This is a genomic window from Pseudomonas mendocina (assembly GCF_003008615.1).
GTDB classification, from domain to species: domain Bacteria; phylum Pseudomonadota; class Gammaproteobacteria; order Pseudomonadales; family Pseudomonadaceae; genus Aquipseudomonas; species Aquipseudomonas mendocina_C.
In genome coordinates, this window is sequence record NZ_CP027657.1 from 1,932,290 (window position 1) to 1,949,074 (window position 16,785).

Annotated in this window: 19 protein-coding genes; 8 read left to right on the forward strand and 11 right to left on the reverse strand. The window is 63.3% G+C overall.

The genetic code is table 11. The features are described from left to right. Position 1: 1 nt before the first annotated feature. The gene (locus tag C7A17_RS08925) at positions 2-1,432 is read right to left on the reverse strand and encodes an HD domain-containing phosphohydrolase (protein ID WP_199796407.1); all 1,431 of its coding nucleotides are present in this window, start codon (positions 1,430-1,432) and stop codon (positions 2-4) included. A 100-nt stretch (positions 1,433-1,532) separates the two neighbouring features. On the opposite strand from C7A17_RS08925, the gene C7A17_RS08930 reads away from it, so the two are divergent. Beyond that, complete coding sequence (locus C7A17_RS08930; RefSeq protein WP_106737698.1) at positions 1,533-2,294, forward strand: alpha/beta fold hydrolase; 762 nt, start codon at positions 1,533-1,535, stop codon at positions 2,292-2,294. A 129-nt stretch (positions 2,295-2,423) separates the two neighbouring features. Here the strand turns inward: C7A17_RS08930 and C7A17_RS27190 are convergent, their stop codons facing one another. The 5 genes from C7A17_RS27190 to C7A17_RS08950 all read right to left on the reverse strand — a co-directional run bounded on the left by C7A17_RS27190 (position 2,424) and on the right by C7A17_RS08950 (position 4,599). Then, on the reverse strand, positions 2,424-2,552 hold the full coding sequence (locus C7A17_RS27190; protein ID WP_267895735.1) for a hypothetical protein: 129 nt from the start codon (positions 2,550-2,552) through the stop codon (positions 2,424-2,426). A 48-nt stretch (positions 2,553-2,600) separates the two neighbouring features. After that, positions 2,601-2,975: an ElaB/YgaM/YqjD family protein gene (locus tag C7A17_RS08935; protein ID WP_158704649.1), complete on the reverse strand. Its 375-nt coding sequence runs from the start codon at positions 2,973-2,975 to the stop codon at positions 2,601-2,603. A 109-nt stretch (positions 2,976-3,084) separates the two neighbouring features. Continuing rightward, a complete protein-coding gene (locus C7A17_RS08940; protein WP_106737700.1) occupies positions 3,085-3,261 on the reverse strand; it encodes a CsbD family protein in 177 nt (58 codons plus the stop codon). A 121-nt stretch (positions 3,262-3,382) separates the two neighbouring features. After that, complete coding sequence (locus tag C7A17_RS08945) at positions 3,383-4,114, reverse strand: Crp/Fnr family transcriptional regulator (protein WP_106737701.1); 732 nt, start codon at positions 4,112-4,114, stop codon at positions 3,383-3,385. Positions 4,115-4,320: 206 nt separating this feature from the next. Then, positions 4,321-4,599: a hypothetical protein gene (locus C7A17_RS08950; protein WP_106737702.1), complete on the reverse strand. Its 279-nt coding sequence runs from the start codon at positions 4,597-4,599 to the stop codon at positions 4,321-4,323. A 771-nt stretch (positions 4,600-5,370) separates the two neighbouring features. Between C7A17_RS08950 and C7A17_RS26735 the strand changes: the two genes are divergently transcribed. From C7A17_RS26735 to C7A17_RS08975, 5 genes are all read left to right on the forward strand, one after another. Then, positions 5,371-5,541 carry a hypothetical protein gene (locus C7A17_RS26735; protein ID WP_158704650.1) on the forward strand — a complete coding sequence of 57 codons (171 nt, stop codon included), beginning with the start codon at positions 5,371-5,373 and terminating at the stop codon, positions 5,539-5,541. Further along, positions 5,538-5,747: a CsbD family protein gene (locus C7A17_RS08960; protein ID WP_106737704.1), complete on the forward strand. Its 210-nt coding sequence runs from the start codon at positions 5,538-5,540 to the stop codon at positions 5,745-5,747. Before C7A17_RS26735 ends, C7A17_RS08960 begins: the two co-directional genes overlap by 4 nt. A 99-nt stretch (positions 5,748-5,846) precedes the next feature. Next, the gene (locus C7A17_RS08965) at positions 5,847-6,668 is read left to right on the forward strand and encodes a BON domain-containing protein (protein ID WP_106737705.1); all 822 of its coding nucleotides are present in this window, start codon (positions 5,847-5,849) and stop codon (positions 6,666-6,668) included. Between the two features lie 211 nt (positions 6,669-6,879). Then, complete coding sequence (locus C7A17_RS08970; protein ID WP_106737706.1) at positions 6,880-7,038, forward strand: DUF3309 family protein; 159 nt, start codon at positions 6,880-6,882, stop codon at positions 7,036-7,038. An 83-nt stretch (positions 7,039-7,121) separates the two neighbouring features. Further along, positions 7,122-7,865, forward strand: a complete 744-nt coding sequence (locus C7A17_RS08975) for an alpha/beta fold hydrolase (protein WP_106742826.1) — start codon at positions 7,122-7,124, stop codon at positions 7,863-7,865. A gap of 117 nt (positions 7,866-7,982) precedes the next feature. Here the strand turns inward: C7A17_RS08975 and C7A17_RS08980 are convergent, their stop codons facing one another. From C7A17_RS08980 to araD1, 3 genes are all read right to left on the reverse strand, one after another. Next, positions 7,983-9,269 carry an OprD family porin gene (locus tag C7A17_RS08980; protein WP_106737707.1) on the reverse strand — a complete coding sequence of 429 codons (1,287 nt, stop codon included), beginning with the start codon at positions 9,267-9,269 and terminating at the stop codon, positions 7,983-7,985. Positions 9,270-9,374: 105 nt separating this feature from the next. Beyond that, a complete protein-coding gene (locus C7A17_RS08985) occupies positions 9,375-10,958 on the reverse strand; it encodes an aldehyde dehydrogenase (NADP(+)) (protein WP_106737708.1) in 1,584 nt (527 codons plus the stop codon). 217 nt (positions 10,959-11,175) lie between these two features. Then, a complete protein-coding gene (gene araD1, locus C7A17_RS08990) occupies positions 11,176-12,177 on the reverse strand; it encodes an AraD1 family protein (protein ID WP_106737709.1) in 1,002 nt (333 codons plus the stop codon). Between the two features lie 123 nt (positions 12,178-12,300). On the opposite strand from araD1, the gene C7A17_RS08995 reads away from it, so the two are divergent. Next, the gene (locus C7A17_RS08995) at positions 12,301-13,245 is read left to right on the forward strand and encodes a LysR family transcriptional regulator (protein WP_106737710.1); all 945 of its coding nucleotides are present in this window, start codon (positions 12,301-12,303) and stop codon (positions 13,243-13,245) included. 8 nt (positions 13,246-13,253) lie between these two features. Here the strand turns inward: C7A17_RS08995 and C7A17_RS09000 are convergent, their stop codons facing one another. Next, positions 13,254-14,393: an iron-containing alcohol dehydrogenase gene (locus C7A17_RS09000; protein ID WP_106737711.1), complete on the reverse strand. Its 1,140-nt coding sequence runs from the start codon at positions 14,391-14,393 to the stop codon at positions 13,254-13,256. Between the two features lie 161 nt (positions 14,394-14,554). Here C7A17_RS09000 and C7A17_RS09005 point away from each other — a divergent pair, with 161 nt between their 5' ends. Then, positions 14,555-15,496 carry a LysR family transcriptional regulator gene (locus tag C7A17_RS09005; RefSeq protein WP_106737712.1) on the forward strand — a complete coding sequence of 314 codons (942 nt, stop codon included), beginning with the start codon at positions 14,555-14,557 and terminating at the stop codon, positions 15,494-15,496. A 98-nt stretch (positions 15,497-15,594) separates the two neighbouring features. On the opposite strand, the gene C7A17_RS09010 is transcribed toward C7A17_RS09005, so the two are convergent. Beyond that, positions 15,595-16,776 (reverse strand): fumarylacetoacetate hydrolase family protein, encoded by a 1,182-nt coding sequence (locus C7A17_RS09010; RefSeq protein ID WP_106737713.1) that lies wholly within the window; start codon positions 16,774-16,776, stop codon positions 15,595-15,597. Between the last annotated feature and the right edge of the window lie 9 nt (positions 16,777-16,785).

The window sequence follows — 16,785 nt, forward strand, 5'->3', positions numbered from 1 at the left end:
CTCAAATCACCCCCAACGTCAGCGCCTTCAAAGTCGCCGCCGCACGCGTCGAGCACTGTAGCTTGCGGAACATGCTTTCGACATGGGTGCGCACGGTGCTCGGGCTGATGCCCAGGTCGCGTGCTACTTCCTTGTTGCTTGCCCCGGTGCTGATGCGCTGAAGGATTTGCGCCTCGCGTTCGCTGAGCAGGCCGTTGCCAGGCTTGCTGAGCAGCGGCGCCTGCTCGCCATGCGCGGCACTGATCACGGCCTGGCAGGCACGAGGATCGAAACGACCTTGCTCGGCCTCAGCCTGCAACAGCCGAGCGGCCTGTTCATCGCTGAAGGCTGCGCGCCACGGGCGATCGCCGCGCAGTGCCAGCCAGGCCAGCGCCGCGCTCAGCAGTCGGTGTTCGGCGCTCAGGGCATCACCGCTCAGTGAGCGGAAATAGCCGCTGCCATCCAGCCGTTCGTAGGCGTGCGCAGCCAGTTGTCCGGCTTCGCTCAGGCCACCGATCTGACTGCAAGCGCGGTGCGTCCAATACGGCACCAGGCGTACCGATTCGAGGTCGCCCTCAAGCAGCGGGCCCGGCGTGCTCCAGATTCGATTGGGCACTGCCGCCCGGCCCATGCCGTGGATCAGCGCCGCCTTGGCCAGCAACTCGATGCGCGGCTCGGGCAGGCCCAGAAGCCGGCCAGCATCACGCACCAGGCTGGCCGCCTGGCGTGAATAGCCAGCCAACCAGGGCAATTTGAGGTCGATCACATCGCCAACCAGGGTCAGGGAAACCTCTGCCCCGGCAGCGGGCGGCATCACCTCTGGCGTGCGCAAGGCTTCCAGCCAATCCGCCGCATGACATATGAGCAGGTCAGCGAGCGCCGCGGGATAACGGCGATCACCCTGAGATCCGATCCACTGCAACGCAGCTTCAAGACCATGCACCCGCGAGAGGATTTCCAGATCGCCTGCCAGTACCACGTGGTAAACCACGTCGGGAATATCAGGATGATGCAGGCCTTGTGGCCGGCCGCTGCCGTCGAAGCATTCGAAGATATGCCGCAGCCCCATCTCGACCTCGGCCTGCAGATCGAGCGTACGGGCAACCTCGCCGGCCACTTCGCAATGCACCACGGCCAACGGTGTGGTGCGCAGCATGGCACGCTGGCCGGCGGCATCGAGGGTATGCGCGAGCATGTCGCGGCGGCCGCTCACATCATCACCGAACAGGCGCATGAAGCCATCGGCGTTGGCGGTACAACCGGACCAGCGCAGCAATGCCACCTGTCGGGCGGCATTCTCCTGGGCCTGATCGCCGCCACTGGCCTGTACCAGCCATTGCGCCAGGCGTGCAGTGCGCCGCGACTGGTCGATGGGCTGGCCCATGCTCAGGTCGCCGACCATGGCCAGCGCCAGCATGGCGTCTTCGAGCGCGACGGCGTCATTCACCTGCATTGCAGCTCTCCAGTTTTTCGCTGGCCTCGGATAAACGACCGATACCGGGATACCGCCGCATTATCGACACTGAACTCCCCCAAGCACAGGAGATTCCATCATGTTCAATACCAAGCCGCTTATCCTGGCACTCGCCATCGCCAGCCCCTTCTTCGCCGCCAGCAGCCAGGCTGCCGATGCCAAGCCTTCGGTGGTGATCGTCCACGGCGCCTTCGCCGATGGTTCCGACTGGGCCAAGGTCGTGCCGCTGCTGCAGGAAAAAGGCATCAAGGTCACCGTGGTACAAAACCCGCTGACCTCGCTGGCCGACGACGTCGCCGCCACCCAACGCGTGCTGAACAATCAGGAAGGCGATGTGGTACTGGTCGGACACTCCTGGGGCGGCACGGTGATCAGCCAGGCCGGTGCCGACGAGAAAGTGCGCAGCCTGGTCTACGTCGCCGCCTTCGCACCGAACGCCGGCCAGTCCAGCGGAGAACTCTACAGCGGTTATCGCACCGCGCCGGGTTCGAGCCAGATCGCAGCCGACAAGAACGGTTTCCTCTACCTGACGCCACAGGGCATGGCCACCGATTTCGCCCAGGATCTGCCAGCCGAGCAAACGGCAATCATGACCGCCACCCAGGGCCCGATCCGTGCGGCGGCCTTCGATGAGCGCACCACCGTCGCAGCCTGGAAGCAGAAGCCGTCCTGGTACATCGTCGCCAGTGAAGACCGCATGATCGTGCCGGAAATGCAGCGTGACTTCGCCAAGAAGATCGACGCGCGCAGCACGGAAATCGACGCCAGCCACGTGCCGCAGCAATCGCAGCCTGCCGAAGTGGCCAAGGTGATCATCCAGGCCGTGCAGGCTGAGCGTTGAGCCACGCCGGCGCGTCGATGGTTCATTTCGACCATCGACGCGCCGCCCTGCATGTCCTGGTTTCGTCATATCGAGGGGGCAACTGATGCGTCTGGTGCGCAGGCGTACAGACCCGCGAATAAGCCACAATCAAGCAGGCATCGCGCCCAGGCAGTGCAACTGACCGGCTCCGTCGATTCTCAGTGACAGGCCGACCAGTCGGTTCAGGTCACCAGTGCCATTGGCGGCGTCCGCCACGTGAAGAACGACCTGATCCACGAACCCACCCTGCAAGCGAGCCCAGTAGGCACTCGAGCAGACTCATCGTTATCCGCGACGGGCGACCAGCAGCCCGACCAGGAAAGCGGCTGCCGCGCTGACGCCGATCACGCTCCAGGGGCGCTCATGCACGTAGTCGTTGGTCGCGCTGGCAGTGTTCTGGGCGCGCTCGACGATCACGTCGCCCATGCTCTCCAGAGATGCCCTGGCCGTTGCGATACGCGTGCCCAGCCTGGCCTTGAATTGATCCAGATCGGCTCCGGTGAGCGAGGCGGTTTCCTTGAACAGATCCTCGACATCCGCGAGGAAGCTGTTGAACTCCTGGGAAAGGCTCGGTGAGGCTTTGTCGAGCGATGCACTCGATGGGGTTACACGACCTTGGCCATTGACGCCGGATTGCGGCGCGTTCGTTGGGCTTTGCATGCGTGGCTCCTGAAGATAACGATCCGCCGGCACGTAGCTGGCGGATCCGAATAGATCGGCGCACTGCCGAGCGTTATGGTCTGGGTGCAGGGGTAGCGTCTGACGTGTTTCAACGCTCGTTCGAGAGATCTTCCTTGAGGTCGCCATACCTTTCTTGAACCTTGCCGGCGATGTCCTGCACCTTGCCCTTGCGCTCCAGCGACTTGTCGCCGATGAGCTTGCCCGTACTCTCCTTGACCTGCCCCTTCACCTGCTTGACCTGGCCTTTCACTTGATCTTTGTTCATGACTCACTCCTGCGGATATGGAGGTGCAGTAAAGCAGTGTCCTGCTTTCCAGCGCCTTGCCCTGCAACAGTGGGCGCGCGAGACGCCAGCGTCTGTACGGCACCCCGCTTAGCGGGAGCAGTCAATTGGCGCCAACGGCATCGTGCGCGGGGAATAAGCGCAGGTAATCCTCGAGCATGGCGTCGTAGCAACCGCAGGCAGTCGCCTCCAGCCCGCGGCGGTCGAGGATGGTGATTTCACCACGGCTATAGCGGATCAGCCGTCGTTGCTGCAGTGCACCCGCGGCAATGGTCACGCCACTGCGACGCACGCCGAGCATGTCGGAGAGAAACTCATGGGTGAGGTGAAAGTGATCGGCATGGGCGCGGTCATGGGTCATCAGCAGCCAGCGCGCCAGACGCGGTTCGAGTTCGTGAAAATGACCACAGGCGGCGTTTTGCGCTAACTGCACCATGAGCACATAGAGATAACGCCGCAGAGAACGACACAGACGAGGACTGTCGCACAACGCCTGACGCAACGACCCGAGGCTGATCCTCAGGGCACTCCCCGTACCCTGCACCACGGCCCGGATCGGGGCGGCATTGATATCCAGCACCAGCGTTGCACCGAGCATGCCCTCGTTGCCGATCAGCCCCAGCTCCAGCGGCTGATGTCCCTCCAAGGTGGTGATCATCGAGATGAAACCGGTAAGGGGAAAGTACAGATGACGGAACGGCCGATCAGGCTCGCAGAGCACACTGCCGAATACCAGATGCACCGGTTCGCAACGCTGCAGCAGCCTATTGCGTTCGGCACGCGGCAAGCCGTCGAGCAGGCGATTGACAACGGGCGCCGAGGCGGTGCTGGACATGGGCAGACTCCATGGCACAAGACGAGCCAGAACCTGGCGCGAGAAAGGTGCCACTCAGTCCCGTCCACGCAGTGTGTTCGGCACGCCCGAGGCGGTCTGTTCGTTACGGCACACAACACGGGCAATGCCAGGTGGCAGCACCAATCAATCACTGGCGTGCGAAGCCCGCGACCTACGCCTCGGCGTCAGAGGTGTCTGTCCGGGTTCTAGAACCTGATACTCCTCGCCGGCGCGACTGTGTTGCCAGCATCGAAGTCGAGCATGATCCAGCCGTCGAGATGGGCCAAGCCGTTTGTATTCGGGGTTTTCAGGGCCACATCGCGGGCAGGTAGAACAGGGACGGCACGGCTGTAGCTGCTCGGCAAAGGCTCCTGGCGTACCTCCAGCAGCAGCTGTGCGCACATGATCACGGCTATCGACATGCTCAAGCCACAGGCCAGGACAGCGCCAAGCATCAGGAGGGAAACGCGTGAGGGTCTATCCATAACAACCTCTACATGTGCTCGGCCATCGCATGTGCGCAAAAGCCAGGGAAGCTACGATGACAGTTCAGGGCAGTCTGTCTGTGCGCTGTCGCACTTATGCAGGCGCACGAACCAACAGCGACAACAAAAAGACCATCACACCCTCCGCTTGCGCCGATTGCATGATGATCTGGCAACGATGCTCCCCGCATCGACGACTCGACCCGAGCCATGCACGCCCTGCAGCCACGTGCTTGTTCAGGTAGCAGCAGGCGGTTTCAGGTGCCTGCCTCCCTGTCGTGGTCATTTCCCTTGTCTATAGGTCGTTGAGGTTCGGACGCATTCCTTTCGGCGTGCCATATGGCGCTCATCCCTTGAGTGTCCTCCCTGTTCGCCTTGTCCGATCCCTGCGAGCATTCGGGCCGGCGATAAGCCGCAGACTCCCTGTTGTGGTCTTGCTGTTCCTGCCTGGGGTCAGCGGCTGCCCGTTGCTCGCCCCGTCTCCGCTCACGCTGGTTCAAATCGTTCATGGCAGCCTCGTGAGTACATTGTTCGCATCACCGATGGCGGATGCGATTGGATGAACAGCGTGACAGCCCGCCCAGGTCGCGTCGGTGCGGTAACGCACCCAGGAGGCTGAACTTCCCGATCGGTTCGCGCCATGCATCGAGCATCCGCTGCAGCACCGGCCGCTATGCGTGGCAGCGCACCGACATGCACATCTCCGACTGCCATGGTCTCGACCCCGGCACTGCGCAATTTCGCGGGTTCCGGGTTTCCCCAGAGGTCACCATGAACAAGCCTATCGAACGCTCCCACAATCGTGACAATAGCGACACTCAGGCCAACAAGCCGGACACCAAGGGCAACGCCAAACCTACCGGCACCAACGCCGGCCAGGCAGCACGCAAGCCCTCCAAAGGTGATGGGCCGAGCCCAAGCCAGAACCCGAAGAAATCATGACTCCCCCCGGCACCGCCCCGCTCAACGGCAGATGGAAGCAGCAGGTCGGCGCCGCCAAGATCGCCTGGGGCAGGCTGACCACGGATGAACTGCTCACGTCCGCAGAACACGAGCAAAAGCTCGCAAGCCTGATCCAGGAACGCTACGCCATCACCCGCGACGAAGCCGAAAGGCAGGTCAAGGTCTTCCTGCAGAAATGCAAATAGATCCAGGCCACCGCGCCTTCATGGCGTAGTGGCCGACAAGGCTCATGAGCAAGCGGCCAACCGGCCGTGGGCTCACCCCGTTGTAAAAGGAGAAACACCATGAACATCCATCCCAGCAAATTGCTGCTCGCTTCCGCCATCAGCCTCGCGCTCGCAGCAATGAGCGGCGTAACCGTTGCCGATGAAGTCAGCGATGCCCGGCAGGAAAGCCAGATCTCGACGACCTACACGCTCAATCCCTACCTGCACGCCAACGACCTGAAGGTATCAGTGAAAAATGGCAAGGCCACCCTGCGCGGACAGGTCGAAGAAAGCGTGAGCAAGGAACTGGCAGAGGAGATCGCCCAGGGCGTCGACGGCATCACCGAAGTGAACAACGAGATCGTCGTTCAACCCGATTACGTTCCCGCCAAAGGCACGGCCCGCAGTAGTTTCGGCGAAACCATCGAAGACGCCAGCATCACCACTGCGGTCAAATCGAAACTGCTGTGGAGCAAACACACCGATGGCATGTCCACCGAGGTGGAAACCAAAGCCGGCCGGGTGACGCTCAGAGGTACAGCGAAAAGCGCGGCAGACAAGGACTTCGCCGGTCGCCTGGCGCGCAACACCCGCGGCGTCTCGGCAGTGGACAACCAGCTCAAGGTCGAGGCGAGCAAGCCGGGTGTAGTCGCCGCCGGCAAGAACGGGGTTGACCAGGCCGGCACCGAGATCGCCGATAGCTGGATCACCACCAAGGTGAAATCCACCTTGCTCTATTCCAGCAACGTCAGTGGTTCGGACATCAAGGTCAGTACCGAAAAAGGCATCGTGACTCTCAGTGGCAAGGTGGACGATGGTGCCGAACAGGCACTGGCCATCGAGCTCGCGCAGAACGTGCGCGGGGTGAAGAGCGTCCAGGCGAAACAACTGCTGTTCTAGCATTCACCAACCACTTCACCTTACCCCTCTCCCTGCGGCCCTCCTGCCTGCGAAACGGCAACGGTTTCTGCACAGGGCACCCGCTCGTCGTCCTGTGTTCGATGCCGTACAGATGAGTCACCTGCATCGCGCGCATTGTGCATACAGGTAGAGCACCGAACACGGATTCAGCGCCTGCTAATCCCTTCCATCATTCCGTAAGGAGAACCCCATGACCTTGGGCACAATATTGTTGATCGTGCTGATCCTGTTGCTGGTCGGTGCCATTCCCACATGGCCGCACAGCCGTAACTGGGGCTATTGGCCCAGCGGCGGCCTGGGCCTGGTGTTGATCGTTCTGCTCGTGCTGGTACTGCTCGGACGAATATGACCCCGCACACCCCACGCCACACGCGTGGGCATACGGACGCCTGAGAGGAATCTCGCACCTGGGAGATCGAAAGCATGACCGAGATGAGCAGACCCAGACCCCACTTGCTGCTATTGCCCGGGCTACTGTGCGATGCCCGCCTGTGGCGGCACCAGGCCGCGGCGCTGGCCGACCAGGCACATGTCACGGTCGCCGACCTGAGTGGCGCAGACTCCATCGCCGAACTCGCTGCCAACGTGCTGGCCCAGGCCCCGGACGAGTGCTTCGCCCTGGCTGGGTTATCCATGGGCGGCTACGTCGCCCTGGAAATCATCCGACAAGCACCGGAGCGCGTGCTGGCCCTGGCTCTGCTCGATACCAGCGCAACGGCGGACAGCGCCGAAGCCATGGAAACCCGGGAGAACCTGATGCAGCTTGCCGAAAGCGACTTTCCGGCGGTCGTCGCCATCCTGTTGCCCAAGCTGCTGCACCCGGCACATCTCTGGGATAGGGAGTTGATCGAGTCGATACAGGCCATGGCCAACAGCCTTGGCCCGGAGGTATTCATGCGCCAGCAGCAGGCCATTCTCAGCCGCATCGACAGCCGCCCGTTTCTGCCACAGATCAGGTGCCCGACACTGGTACTGTGCGGACATGACGACAGCATCACCCCGGTACCCTTGCATGAAGAGCTGGCGACCACGATTCCCGGCGCGCGATTGGTGGTCATCGAAGAATGCGGCCATCTCTCCACCCTGGAACAGCCTCGTCGGGTTTCCAGAGAGCTGCGCTACTGGTTGAGCGGCCTGGCCGATCCAGCCCAGGAACTGGGCAACGAGGCCTTGTGAGAGTCCCTGGGCGAAGCAGTTTGCCGCGTCCAGAGGCGCTCCACGCTGTGGCCGTCAGCCAATGCGTGCAGCAGGATGGATGGCACGGCAGGCGCTGAGCCCGCCGTGCCAAGGGCGTTACAGGATCGACAGCGGGTAGTTGATGATCAGACGGTTCTCGTGCAGATCCTGGCCCACATCGCGACGCACATCGGAGTTGCGCCAGCGGATGCTCAGGTTCTTCAGCGAGCCTTCCTGGATGGTGTAGGCCAGCTCGGACTCGCGGCCCCACTCTTCGGCGTTGTCACGGTTGGAGGTCTTGATGTTGTCGCCGCTGACGTAGCGGTTCATCAGGGTCAGACCGGGAATGCCGAGGCCGGCGAAGTTGTAGTCATGGCGAACCTGCCAGGAACGCTCTTCCGGGTTGTCGTAGCTGTTGGTGAAACCGTCGTTGACCAAGGTGCCGCCGCTGGTGCCGTCGATACGCATGAACTTGGTATCACCGCTGAGCTTCTGGTAAGCGACCATGAAGGTGTTGTTGCCGGTCTTGGCAGTGAATGCACCCTGATAGACCTTGTTGTCCAGGTTGCCGGCCTTGGCCGAACCTTCTTCCTTGCCGGTGACATAACCCAGGTTGGCGCCCAGCACCCAGTCACCGACCTGCTGGCTATGGGTCAGCTGTACGTAGCTCTGCTGATAGACGTTTTCCAGGCGGGCATGCCAGGCGCCGACCATGGTGTTGTTGCCATTGAAACGGTACTCACCACCGGCGAAGTTGAAGTCATCACCCTCGACGAGACCAAAGGGAGTGCCCGAGTTGAACGCCATTTCTTCGCGGCTGGCATCGTTACGCTGACTGTTCTTCCAGAACTGGCCGCCATACAGGGTCAGGCCGTCGATCTCGTTGGAGGTCAGTTGTGCGCCCTGGAAGGTTTGCGGCAGCGAGCGGCCGTCGTCGGCACGCAGGATCGGCAGCACGGCGAACCACTCACCGACCTTCAGCTCGGTCTTGGACAGCTTGGCTTTGGCGGCTACGGCAGTGCGGCCGAAGTCATCAGCGGCCTGGCCGTCGTCGTGGATCGGCAGCAGCTGGGTGTTGGCGGCGCCACGGTTGCCGTCCAGCTTGATGCTGTACAGGCCCAGCACGTCGAGGCCGAAGCCGACGGTGCCTTGGGTGTAGCCGGAACGGGCGTCGAGGATGAAGCTCTGCGTCCAGCCTTCGGCCTGGCCTTGGAGTTCGCCCTGAATTCGCGGATCGGTGCTGTTGAGGTAATTGCGGTTGAAGTAGTAGTTGCGCAGGCCGAGGGTGACCTTGGCATCTTCGACGAAGCCGGCGGCGTGGACACTGCCTACAGGCAGAGCAGCGATGGCGCTGACCAGGCTACAGGCGGCAAACAGCGGGGTACGGCAGAAAGTAGGTGTCATATCTTGTTGTTGTCTTCGACAGGTTAAAAAAAGCGGTGCCAAAGCACCGCGAGAGATAACGCTGCGCCGGGACGGGCGCAGCATCATGGGGTCGAGCTGAAAGACTCAGCTCAGGGCATCACGGGTGTGCACACCGTCAACCAGACGCTGGATGCCCAGCGGGTTGGCGTTCTGCAGCGCCTCGGGCAGTACTTCGTCCGGGTAGTTCTGGTAGCAGACCGGGCGCAGGAAGCGGTTGATCGCCAGGGTGCCGACCGAGGTGCCACGGGCGTCGGAGGTCGCCGGGTACGGGCCGCCGTGAACCATGGTGTCGGACACTTCGACGCCGGTCGGGTAGCCGTTGAGCAGCACGCGGCCAGCCTTCACTTCCAGCAGCGGCAGTAGGTCACGGAAGGCCAGCAGGTCGTCACGCTCGGCAATCAGGGTCGCGGTCAGCTGGCCGTGCATGCTTTGCAGCGCGCGGGTCAGCTCGTCGCGATCGGCCACTTCGACGACGATGGTGGTCGGGCCGAAGACTTCTTCCTGCAGCAGGTGGTCACCTTCGAGCAGCATGCTCACGTCAGCCTTGAACAGCTGCGGCTGAGCCTGGTTGCCGGACTGCTCGTTACCGGCCAGGTGAGTGACCTTGGCATGGGCGTTGAGCTGGGCCAGGCCGCCCGCGTAGCTGCGCAGGGTGCCAGCGTTGAGCATGGTCTGCGCCGGCTGGGCAGCGATGGCATCGGCCAGGCCAGCGACGAAGTCATTGAACTCGGCACCACGGATACCGATAACCAGGCCCGGGTTGGTGCAGAACTGACCGCAACCCAGCACCACGGAACCAGCCAGGTCCTTGGCGATGGTGGCGCCACGGGCCTGCAGGGCGCCTGGCAGGATGACCACCGGGTTGACGCTGGACATCTCGGCGAACACCGGGATCGGCTGCGGACGGGCAGCGGCCAGGTCGCACAGGGCACGGCCACCTTTCAGCGAACCGGTGAAGCCCACGCCCTGGATGGCCGGATGCTTGACCAGCGCTTCGCCGACGCCGGAACCGAAGATCATGTTGAACACGCCTTTCGGCATGCCGGTTTTCTCGGCGGCGCGGATGATCGCGTCAGCCACGCACTCGGCGGTGGCCATGTGGCCGCTGTGCGCCTTGAATACGACCGGGCAACCGGCAGCCAGGGCCGAAGCGGTATCGCCACCAGCGGTGGAGAAGGCCAGCGGGAAGTTGCTAGCGCCGAACACGGCGATCGGGCCTACGCCGATCTGATACTGACGCAGATCCGGACGCGGCAGCGGCTGGCGATCCGGCAGGGCGCGGTCGATACGCGCACCGTAGAAGTCACCACGGCGCAGCACCTTGGCGAACAGGCGCATCTGGCCACTTGTACGACCACGTTCGCCCTGGATGCGGCCGGCAGGCAGCGCGGTTTCGCGAGTGACCAGGGCGACGAACTCATCACCGAGGGCATCGAGTTCGTCAGCGATGGCGTCGAGGAACTCGGCGCGACGCTCGGCCGACAGGTTGCGGTAAATCGGGTAAGCGGCGGCGGCAGCCTGGGCAGCAGCGTCGACTTCTTCGGCTGTGGCCTGGATAAAGGTGTAGGGCAGCGCTTCACCGCTGCTGGCGTCGAGGCTCTTGTGCACGACGGTGCCGGCGGCGCGGCGCTCACCGCCGATGTAATTGTGGCCAGTCAGACTCAGCATGGCGTTCTCCTGTCAGGTGGGGCGACGGGGTCGCCGCCAGGGACAATGAAAATGAATGAGGCCCCGGCTTTTTGGGCCAGGGATTGGCAACTGGCAATGCAGTTGTCAGACGTATGATAAGTGATAACTTCGGCATTCGTCCCCTTGTGAGGGCGTAATCCGAATCCGCCGAGCGGAATTTCGACCCGACAGCAAGGCTGCCGGGCCTGGCAGATCCTTACAGTTGGCGAACACCACCGACCTTCACAGCCGGCGCATGCACGCTGATACCGTTGCGCAGCGGCTCACCCAGGGCATCGAGGCTGACCTCGAAGGTATCGCCCGGTTGCGCCTTGATGCCGTCGGCGAACGACAGGGTCGCGGTGCCGAAGAAATGCACGTGGACATCGCCAGGGCGCAGGAACTGGCGGTACTTGAAGTGGTGGTATTCGAGGTTTTCCAGGGTGTGGCACATGTTGTCCTCACCAGAGAGGAACTCTTTCTCCCACAGCACCTGGTCGCCACGGCGGATGCGGCTGACACCGGACAGGTGCCGCGGCAGCTCGCCGATCAGCATTTCCGGGCCGAAGGAGCAGAAGCGCAGCTTCGAGTGGGCCAGGTACAGGTAGTTCTTGCGCTCGACGACGTGGTCGGAGAACTCGTTGCCCAGGGCAAAGCCGATGCGATACGGCTGGCCATCGTCGCCAATCACGTACAGGCCGGTCAGCTCGGGTTCTTCACCGAAGTCTTCGGCGAAGTCCGGTACCGGGAAGTCGGCGCCGGGGCGCACCACGATGCTGCCGTCACCTTTATAGAACCACTCCGGCTGGGCGCCTTCGCTGCCAGCCGCAGGACGACCGCCAGCCATGCCCCACTGGAACATCTGCATGGTGTCGGTGAGCTTGCCTTCGGCCTGCTGCGCCTCGACCTGCTGGTGCATCTTGTCGCGGGTGGAGGCGCTGCCCAGGTGGGTCAGACCGGTGCCGGATACCAGGCAGTGAGCCGGGTCGGTGTGATCCAGCGGCGCCAGCACGCGGTTCTGTTCGATCAGTTCGGCGTAGACCGGGCCCTGCTCGACACCCAGGCGCTCGATCTCGGCGATCAGGCCATGGCCGTTACGGATCGCCTGCAACGCCAGCTCGCGGGTAGTGGCAACGCCCTTGACCACGCTGATGCGTGCGTCCCCGACGACGCCAACCTGGCGCTGGCCCTGTTCGTTCTCAAACTGAATCAACCGCATTGCGCTACTCCTGTTGTTCTTTTTCCGCCGCCATTGCGGCGTTGCTTGGCCAGCACTTTAAAAATTGCCCGCAGTGCTGCCTAATGAAAGCTTCTGATTAGGTGATAACTTTTCGTCATCCCCATGCTGCAGCCACTGACCTATATCGTTTCCCGCCTGCGCATCCGCCAGTTGCGGTTGCTGATCGCCCTCGACGAACTGGGGACGCTGCACCGTGCCGCCGAACGCATCGCCATCAGCCAACCCGGTGCAACCAAGGCGCTGCACGAGATCGAGACGACCTTCGGTACACCGCTGTTCCTGCGCACGGCGCAGGGCCTGCAGGCCAATGACATGGGGCGCTGCGTGATCCGCTACGCGCGCCTTATCCACAACGACCTGGCGCACCTGCATGACGAGATGCAGGGCATCCTCCAGGGCCATGGCGGTCACCTGGCCGTAGGCACCATCGCCGGCTCGGTACCGCTGGTGTTGCGCGCCCTGACCGGCTTGCGTCAGGCGCAGCCGGACATTTCCGTGCAGATCGTCGAAGACATCAGCCCACGTTTGCTCAAGCTGCTCGATGAAGGCCGCCTGGATCTGGCCATCGCCCGCACCAGCGGCAGCCAGCATCCGGACGCCTACGAGTGTCTGAGCCTGCATGCCGAGCGCCTGGCGCTGGTGGCTGCCCCCCAGCATCCGCAACAGGACAACCCCGCGCTGAGCCTGGCCGATCTGAGCGACTGCAGCTGGGTGGTCTACCCCACCGGCACGCCGATGCGCACGGTGCTGGAGCGCGAATTCGGCGAGGCCGGCCTGGAGTTCCCGCGTTACCCGCTGGAAACCTCGTCGACCTTCACCATGCTCAGCCTGCTGCAGGAAGACCCGCAGCTGGTGGCGGTGATGCCCTACTCCATCGCCTGCTCCAGCGAAGGCTTCGGCCTGCTGCGACGACTGCCGCTGGAACTGCAGTCGCGCAACGAGCCATGCTCGATCATCCACCGTCGCGGCAGCAGCCTGTCACCGCTGGCGAGCCTGCTGCTGGAACATCTGCGTAGCGAGCAGGACGCCCTGTACGAAGGCGCCTAGCCAGCCACTCACATGGACTGGCGCAGCAACTCGGCGTAGTCCTCGGCACTTGCCACCCGCGGGTTGGTCTTGTGGCTATGGTCGGCCAGCGCACCTTCGATGATCGCCGGGAACATCGACTCGTCCACGCCCATCTGCGCCAGGCCCGCCGGCATGCCGAGGCGGCGGTTCATCTCGCGGATCGCCGGGATGATTTCCTCGGCGCTACCCAAGCCCATGGCCTGTGCGATGCGCTGCAGCTTCTGCTCATCGCGTACCGAGTCGGACTGCGCGTTGAAGGCGATCACCACCGGCAGGAATACCGCGTTGAGGGTGCCGTGGTGCAGCCTCGGGTTGATGCCGCCGAGGGAGTGGCTGAGGCTGTGCACGCAACCCAGGCCCTTCTGGAACGCCAGGGCGCCCTGCATCGAGGCACTCATCATGTTCAGTCGCGCGTCCCGGTCACCGGGGGTGCGGGTGGCACGTTCGATATGCCGCCAGGCGCGCCACAGGCCATCGAGCGCAATGCCGTCGGCTGGCGGGTTGAATGCCGGCGCCATGAAGGTTTCCAGGCAGTGGGCGATGGCATCCATCCCCGTGGCAGCGGTCAGTTGCGCCGGCAGGCCAAGGGTCAGCTCGGGGTCGCAGATGGCCGAGCGCGGGATCAGATAGGGCGAGATGACACCGACCTTGCGCCCGTCATCGAGAATCAGGATGGCGCCGCGACCGACTTCGCTGCCGGTGCCGGCGGTGGTGGGGATGGCAATCACCGGTGCGGTGGCCGCGGTGATGCGGGTCAGGCCACCTTCGATCACGGCGAATTGTTTCAGCGGGCCTTCATGGGTACCGCACACGGCCACGCCCTTGGCCAGGTCGATGGAAGAACCACCACCGACCGCGATGATGCCGTCGAAGCCGCCATCGCGATAACGCGCAGCCGCAGCGCGCACCACGCCTTCGTTCGGGTTGGGCGGCGTCTGGTCGAAAACTTCCGCGACAGCCGGGTCACTCAGCTGCCCCAGCACCTTGTCGACGATACCTGCGGCACGCACCCCCGTATCGGTGACGATAAAGGGCCGGGTGATACCAATGCGCTGACACTCGGCGGCCAACTGGCCGAGGGCGTCATAACCGAACTGGACTTGGGTGAGGTAGTTGATCAGTGCCATGGGGGAGCCTCTGCTTGTTTTTGTAATAGCAGGCAGCGGAAAACGTCGAGTAAGATCACTCGAACAGCTTCCCGAATCGCCTTGCCGCCCAGGCAAACTATGGGATCGAGGCGCCCCTGACTAATGAGAGGCGCTGATACTGCTATAAGAGAAAGCTATACATGCTGCCATCTGTCTCCTCCATCTTCTCCCGCCTGCGCTTCCGGCAGTTGCGCCTGCTGATCGCCCTTGGCGAGCAAGGCTCGCTGATCAAGGCCGCCGAACTGGTGTCGATCAGCCAGCCGGGGGCGACCAAGGCGCTGCAGGAAATCGAAACCACCCTCGGCGCTCCGCTGTTCGTACGCACCAATCGCGGCCTGGAAGCCAACGAGCTGGGACACTGTGCGATTCGCTACGCCAAGCTGATCCAGACCGACCTGACCCATCTACGCGAAGAAATGCTCGGCATTCTCCAGGGCCACGGCGGACGCCTGTCCATCGGCGTGATCATGGGCGCGGTACCGTTCATGAGCGATGCCCTGACGCGCCTGTTGGAGGCGCACCCGGATCTGTCGGTGGAAATCGTCGAGGACACCAGCGCGCGCCTGCTCAGCCTGCTCGATCAGGGGCGCCTGGATCTGGCGATCTGTCGCACCAGCATCAGCCGCCAGCCGGAGCAGTACGACTGCATCGATGTTCGCGACGAAACCCTGGCCGTGGTCGCCAACCGCAACCACCCGCTGGCAGGCAGTGCGCAGTTGGAACTGGCCAACCTGGCCGACAGTCGCTGGGTCGTCTACTCGGCCAACATGCCGATGCGGCTCTCGCTGGAACACGAATTCCAGCAGGCAGGACTGCGCTTTCCCTTGCACCTGCTGGAAACCACCTCGGCTTTCACCACGCTGTCGCTGCTGCAGAAGAATGTCGACCTGGTGGCCCTGTTATCGACCGATGTGGCGCGTTTCTGCACCGGCTTCGGCATGACCTGCATCCTGCCGTTGAGCCTGAAGAGCCGCAGCGAGCCTTATCAGTTGATCACCCGGCGCGGCGTGAGCCTGTCCTCGATCAGTCGCCTGTTCATGGCGCAGCTCACGTCGGCGCAGGACGAGCACAGACTGCAGTGACGCCAGTAGGGTGGGTTACGCCGCCACAGTGGTCGTGTAACGACTGGACAGCGTGGCAGGCGGCTAACCCACCCTACGACTAGCCGACCTTACGCCTGCTAGAGCAGGCCGCGCGCAGCCAGGTTGCTCATCAGTGCGTTGAGGCCGAACTGCCAGACCGGTGCCTTGTCGCTGTGGTTGACGCTGTTGTGCAGGGCGCCGAGTTGCTCGCTGCTGATGATCACGCGATCGGCCAGCTTGTGGGTGAAGCCACCGCCTGGGGCATCGCGGTCTTCGGTCGGAGCGAACAGGGTACCGAGGAACAACAGGAAGCCATCCGGGTACTGGTGATTGCGGTTGAGCGCCTGCTCGACCAAATCCAGCGGATCGCGGCTGATCTTGTCCATCGAGCTGCTGCCCTGCAGCACATAACCGTCGTCACCCTCGACCCGCAGGCGAACCACGGTGTTGCGTACATCGTCGATGTCGAACGTGTCGTCGAACAGGCGGATGAACGGGCCAATGGCGCAGGACGCATTGTTGTCCTTGGCCTTGCTCAGCAGCAGCGCACTACGGCCTTCGAAGTCGCGCAGGTTGACGTCGTTGCCCAACGTCGCGCCCAGTACCTCGCCACGGCTGTTGACGGCCAGCACCACTTCCGGCTCCGGGTTGTTCCACACCGAACCGGGATGGATGCCAATCTCCGCGCCACTGCCAACGGCGGCCAGCACAGGCGCCTTGGTGAAGATTTCGGCGTCCGGGCCGATCCCTACTTCCAGATACTGCGACCACAGGCCTTGCTCCTGCAGCAGCGCCTTGACCTGCTGAGCCTTCTCCGAGCCCGGCTTGATGCTGGCGAAATCCTCGCCGAGCACATCCCTGACCTTGGCCCGAACACCTTCGGCCAGACTGGCATCGCCACCAGCACGCTCTTCGATCACGCGCTCGATCATGCTCGAAGCAAAGGTCACCCCTGCTGCCTTGAGCACCTGTAGGTCGGCAGGCGCCAGCAGGCTCGGCAGCTCGGGATTGAAGTCAGCACCGCTGTTACCCAGCAAGGCCTCGACACTGCACAACGGCGTACCGCGCAGGCTCTTCAGCCTGGGCAGCAGGCCCTCCTGCTCGAACAGCCCGCTCAGGGTTGGCGCCAATGTGGACAGATCATAGACACCGTCCTCACGCAGCAGGATCGGCGCGGGCCCGGCGTGCTCTCCGGGCAACCAGGCACGACCGACGAGGGTTCCGCGCAAGCCATCGGTAGGCAAGGTATTGCTGGGCGTAAGGCGGAGAGCGTAGGGCATGGCGAAGTC

Coding starts and splice junctions, on each gene's coding strand:
- C7A17_RS08980 (WP_106737707.1), bottom strand. CDS start 9,269: ATGACACCTACTTTCTGCCGTACCCCGCTGTTTGCCGCCTGTAGCCTG.
- C7A17_RS08965 (WP_106737705.1), top strand. CDS start 5,847: ATGAACATCCATCCCAGCAAATTGCTGCTCGCTTCCGCCATCAGCCTC.
- C7A17_RS26735 (WP_158704650.1), top strand. CDS start 5,371: ATGAACAAGCCTATCGAACGCTCCCACAATCGTGACAATAGCGACACT.
- C7A17_RS08935 (WP_158704649.1), bottom strand. CDS start 2,975: ATGCAAAGCCCAACGAACGCGCCGCAATCCGGCGTCAATGGCCAAGGT.
- C7A17_RS08970 (WP_106737706.1), top strand. CDS start 6,880: ATGACCTTGGGCACAATATTGTTGATCGTGCTGATCCTGTTGCTGGTC.
- araD1 (WP_106737709.1), bottom strand. CDS start 12,177: ATGCGGTTGATTCAGTTTGAGAACGAACAGGGCCAGCGCCAGGTTGGC.
- C7A17_RS08945 (WP_106737701.1), bottom strand. CDS start 4,114: ATGTCCAGCACCGCCTCGGCGCCCGTTGTCAATCGCCTGCTCGACGGC.
- C7A17_RS08995 (WP_106737710.1), top strand. CDS start 12,301: ATGCTGCAGCCACTGACCTATATCGTTTCCCGCCTGCGCATCCGCCAG.
- C7A17_RS08950 (WP_106737702.1), bottom strand. CDS start 4,599: ATGGATAGACCCTCACGCGTTTCCCTCCTGATGCTTGGCGCTGTCCTG.
- C7A17_RS08985 (WP_106737708.1), bottom strand. CDS start 10,958: ATGCTGAGTCTGACTGGCCACAATTACATCGGCGGTGAGCGCCGCGCC.
- C7A17_RS09005 (WP_106737712.1), top strand. CDS start 14,555: ATGCTGCCATCTGTCTCCTCCATCTTCTCCCGCCTGCGCTTCCGGCAG.
- C7A17_RS08975 (WP_106742826.1), top strand. CDS start 7,122: ATGAGCAGACCCAGACCCCACTTGCTGCTATTGCCCGGGCTACTGTGC.
- C7A17_RS08925 (WP_199796407.1), bottom strand. CDS start 1,432: ATGCAGGTGAATGACGCCGTCGCGCTCGAAGACGCCATGCTGGCGCTG.
- C7A17_RS08960 (WP_106737704.1), top strand. CDS start 5,538: ATGACTCCCCCCGGCACCGCCCCGCTCAACGGCAGATGGAAGCAGCAG.
- C7A17_RS08930 (WP_106737698.1), top strand. CDS start 1,533: ATGTTCAATACCAAGCCGCTTATCCTGGCACTCGCCATCGCCAGCCCC.
- C7A17_RS09010 (WP_106737713.1), bottom strand. CDS start 16,776: ATGCCCTACGCTCTCCGCCTTACGCCCAGCAATACCTTGCCTACCGAT.
- C7A17_RS08940 (WP_106737700.1), bottom strand. CDS start 3,261: ATGAACAAAGATCAAGTGAAAGGCCAGGTCAAGCAGGTGAAGGGGCAG.
- C7A17_RS09000 (WP_106737711.1), bottom strand. CDS start 14,393: ATGGCACTGATCAACTACCTCACCCAAGTCCAGTTCGGTTATGACGCC.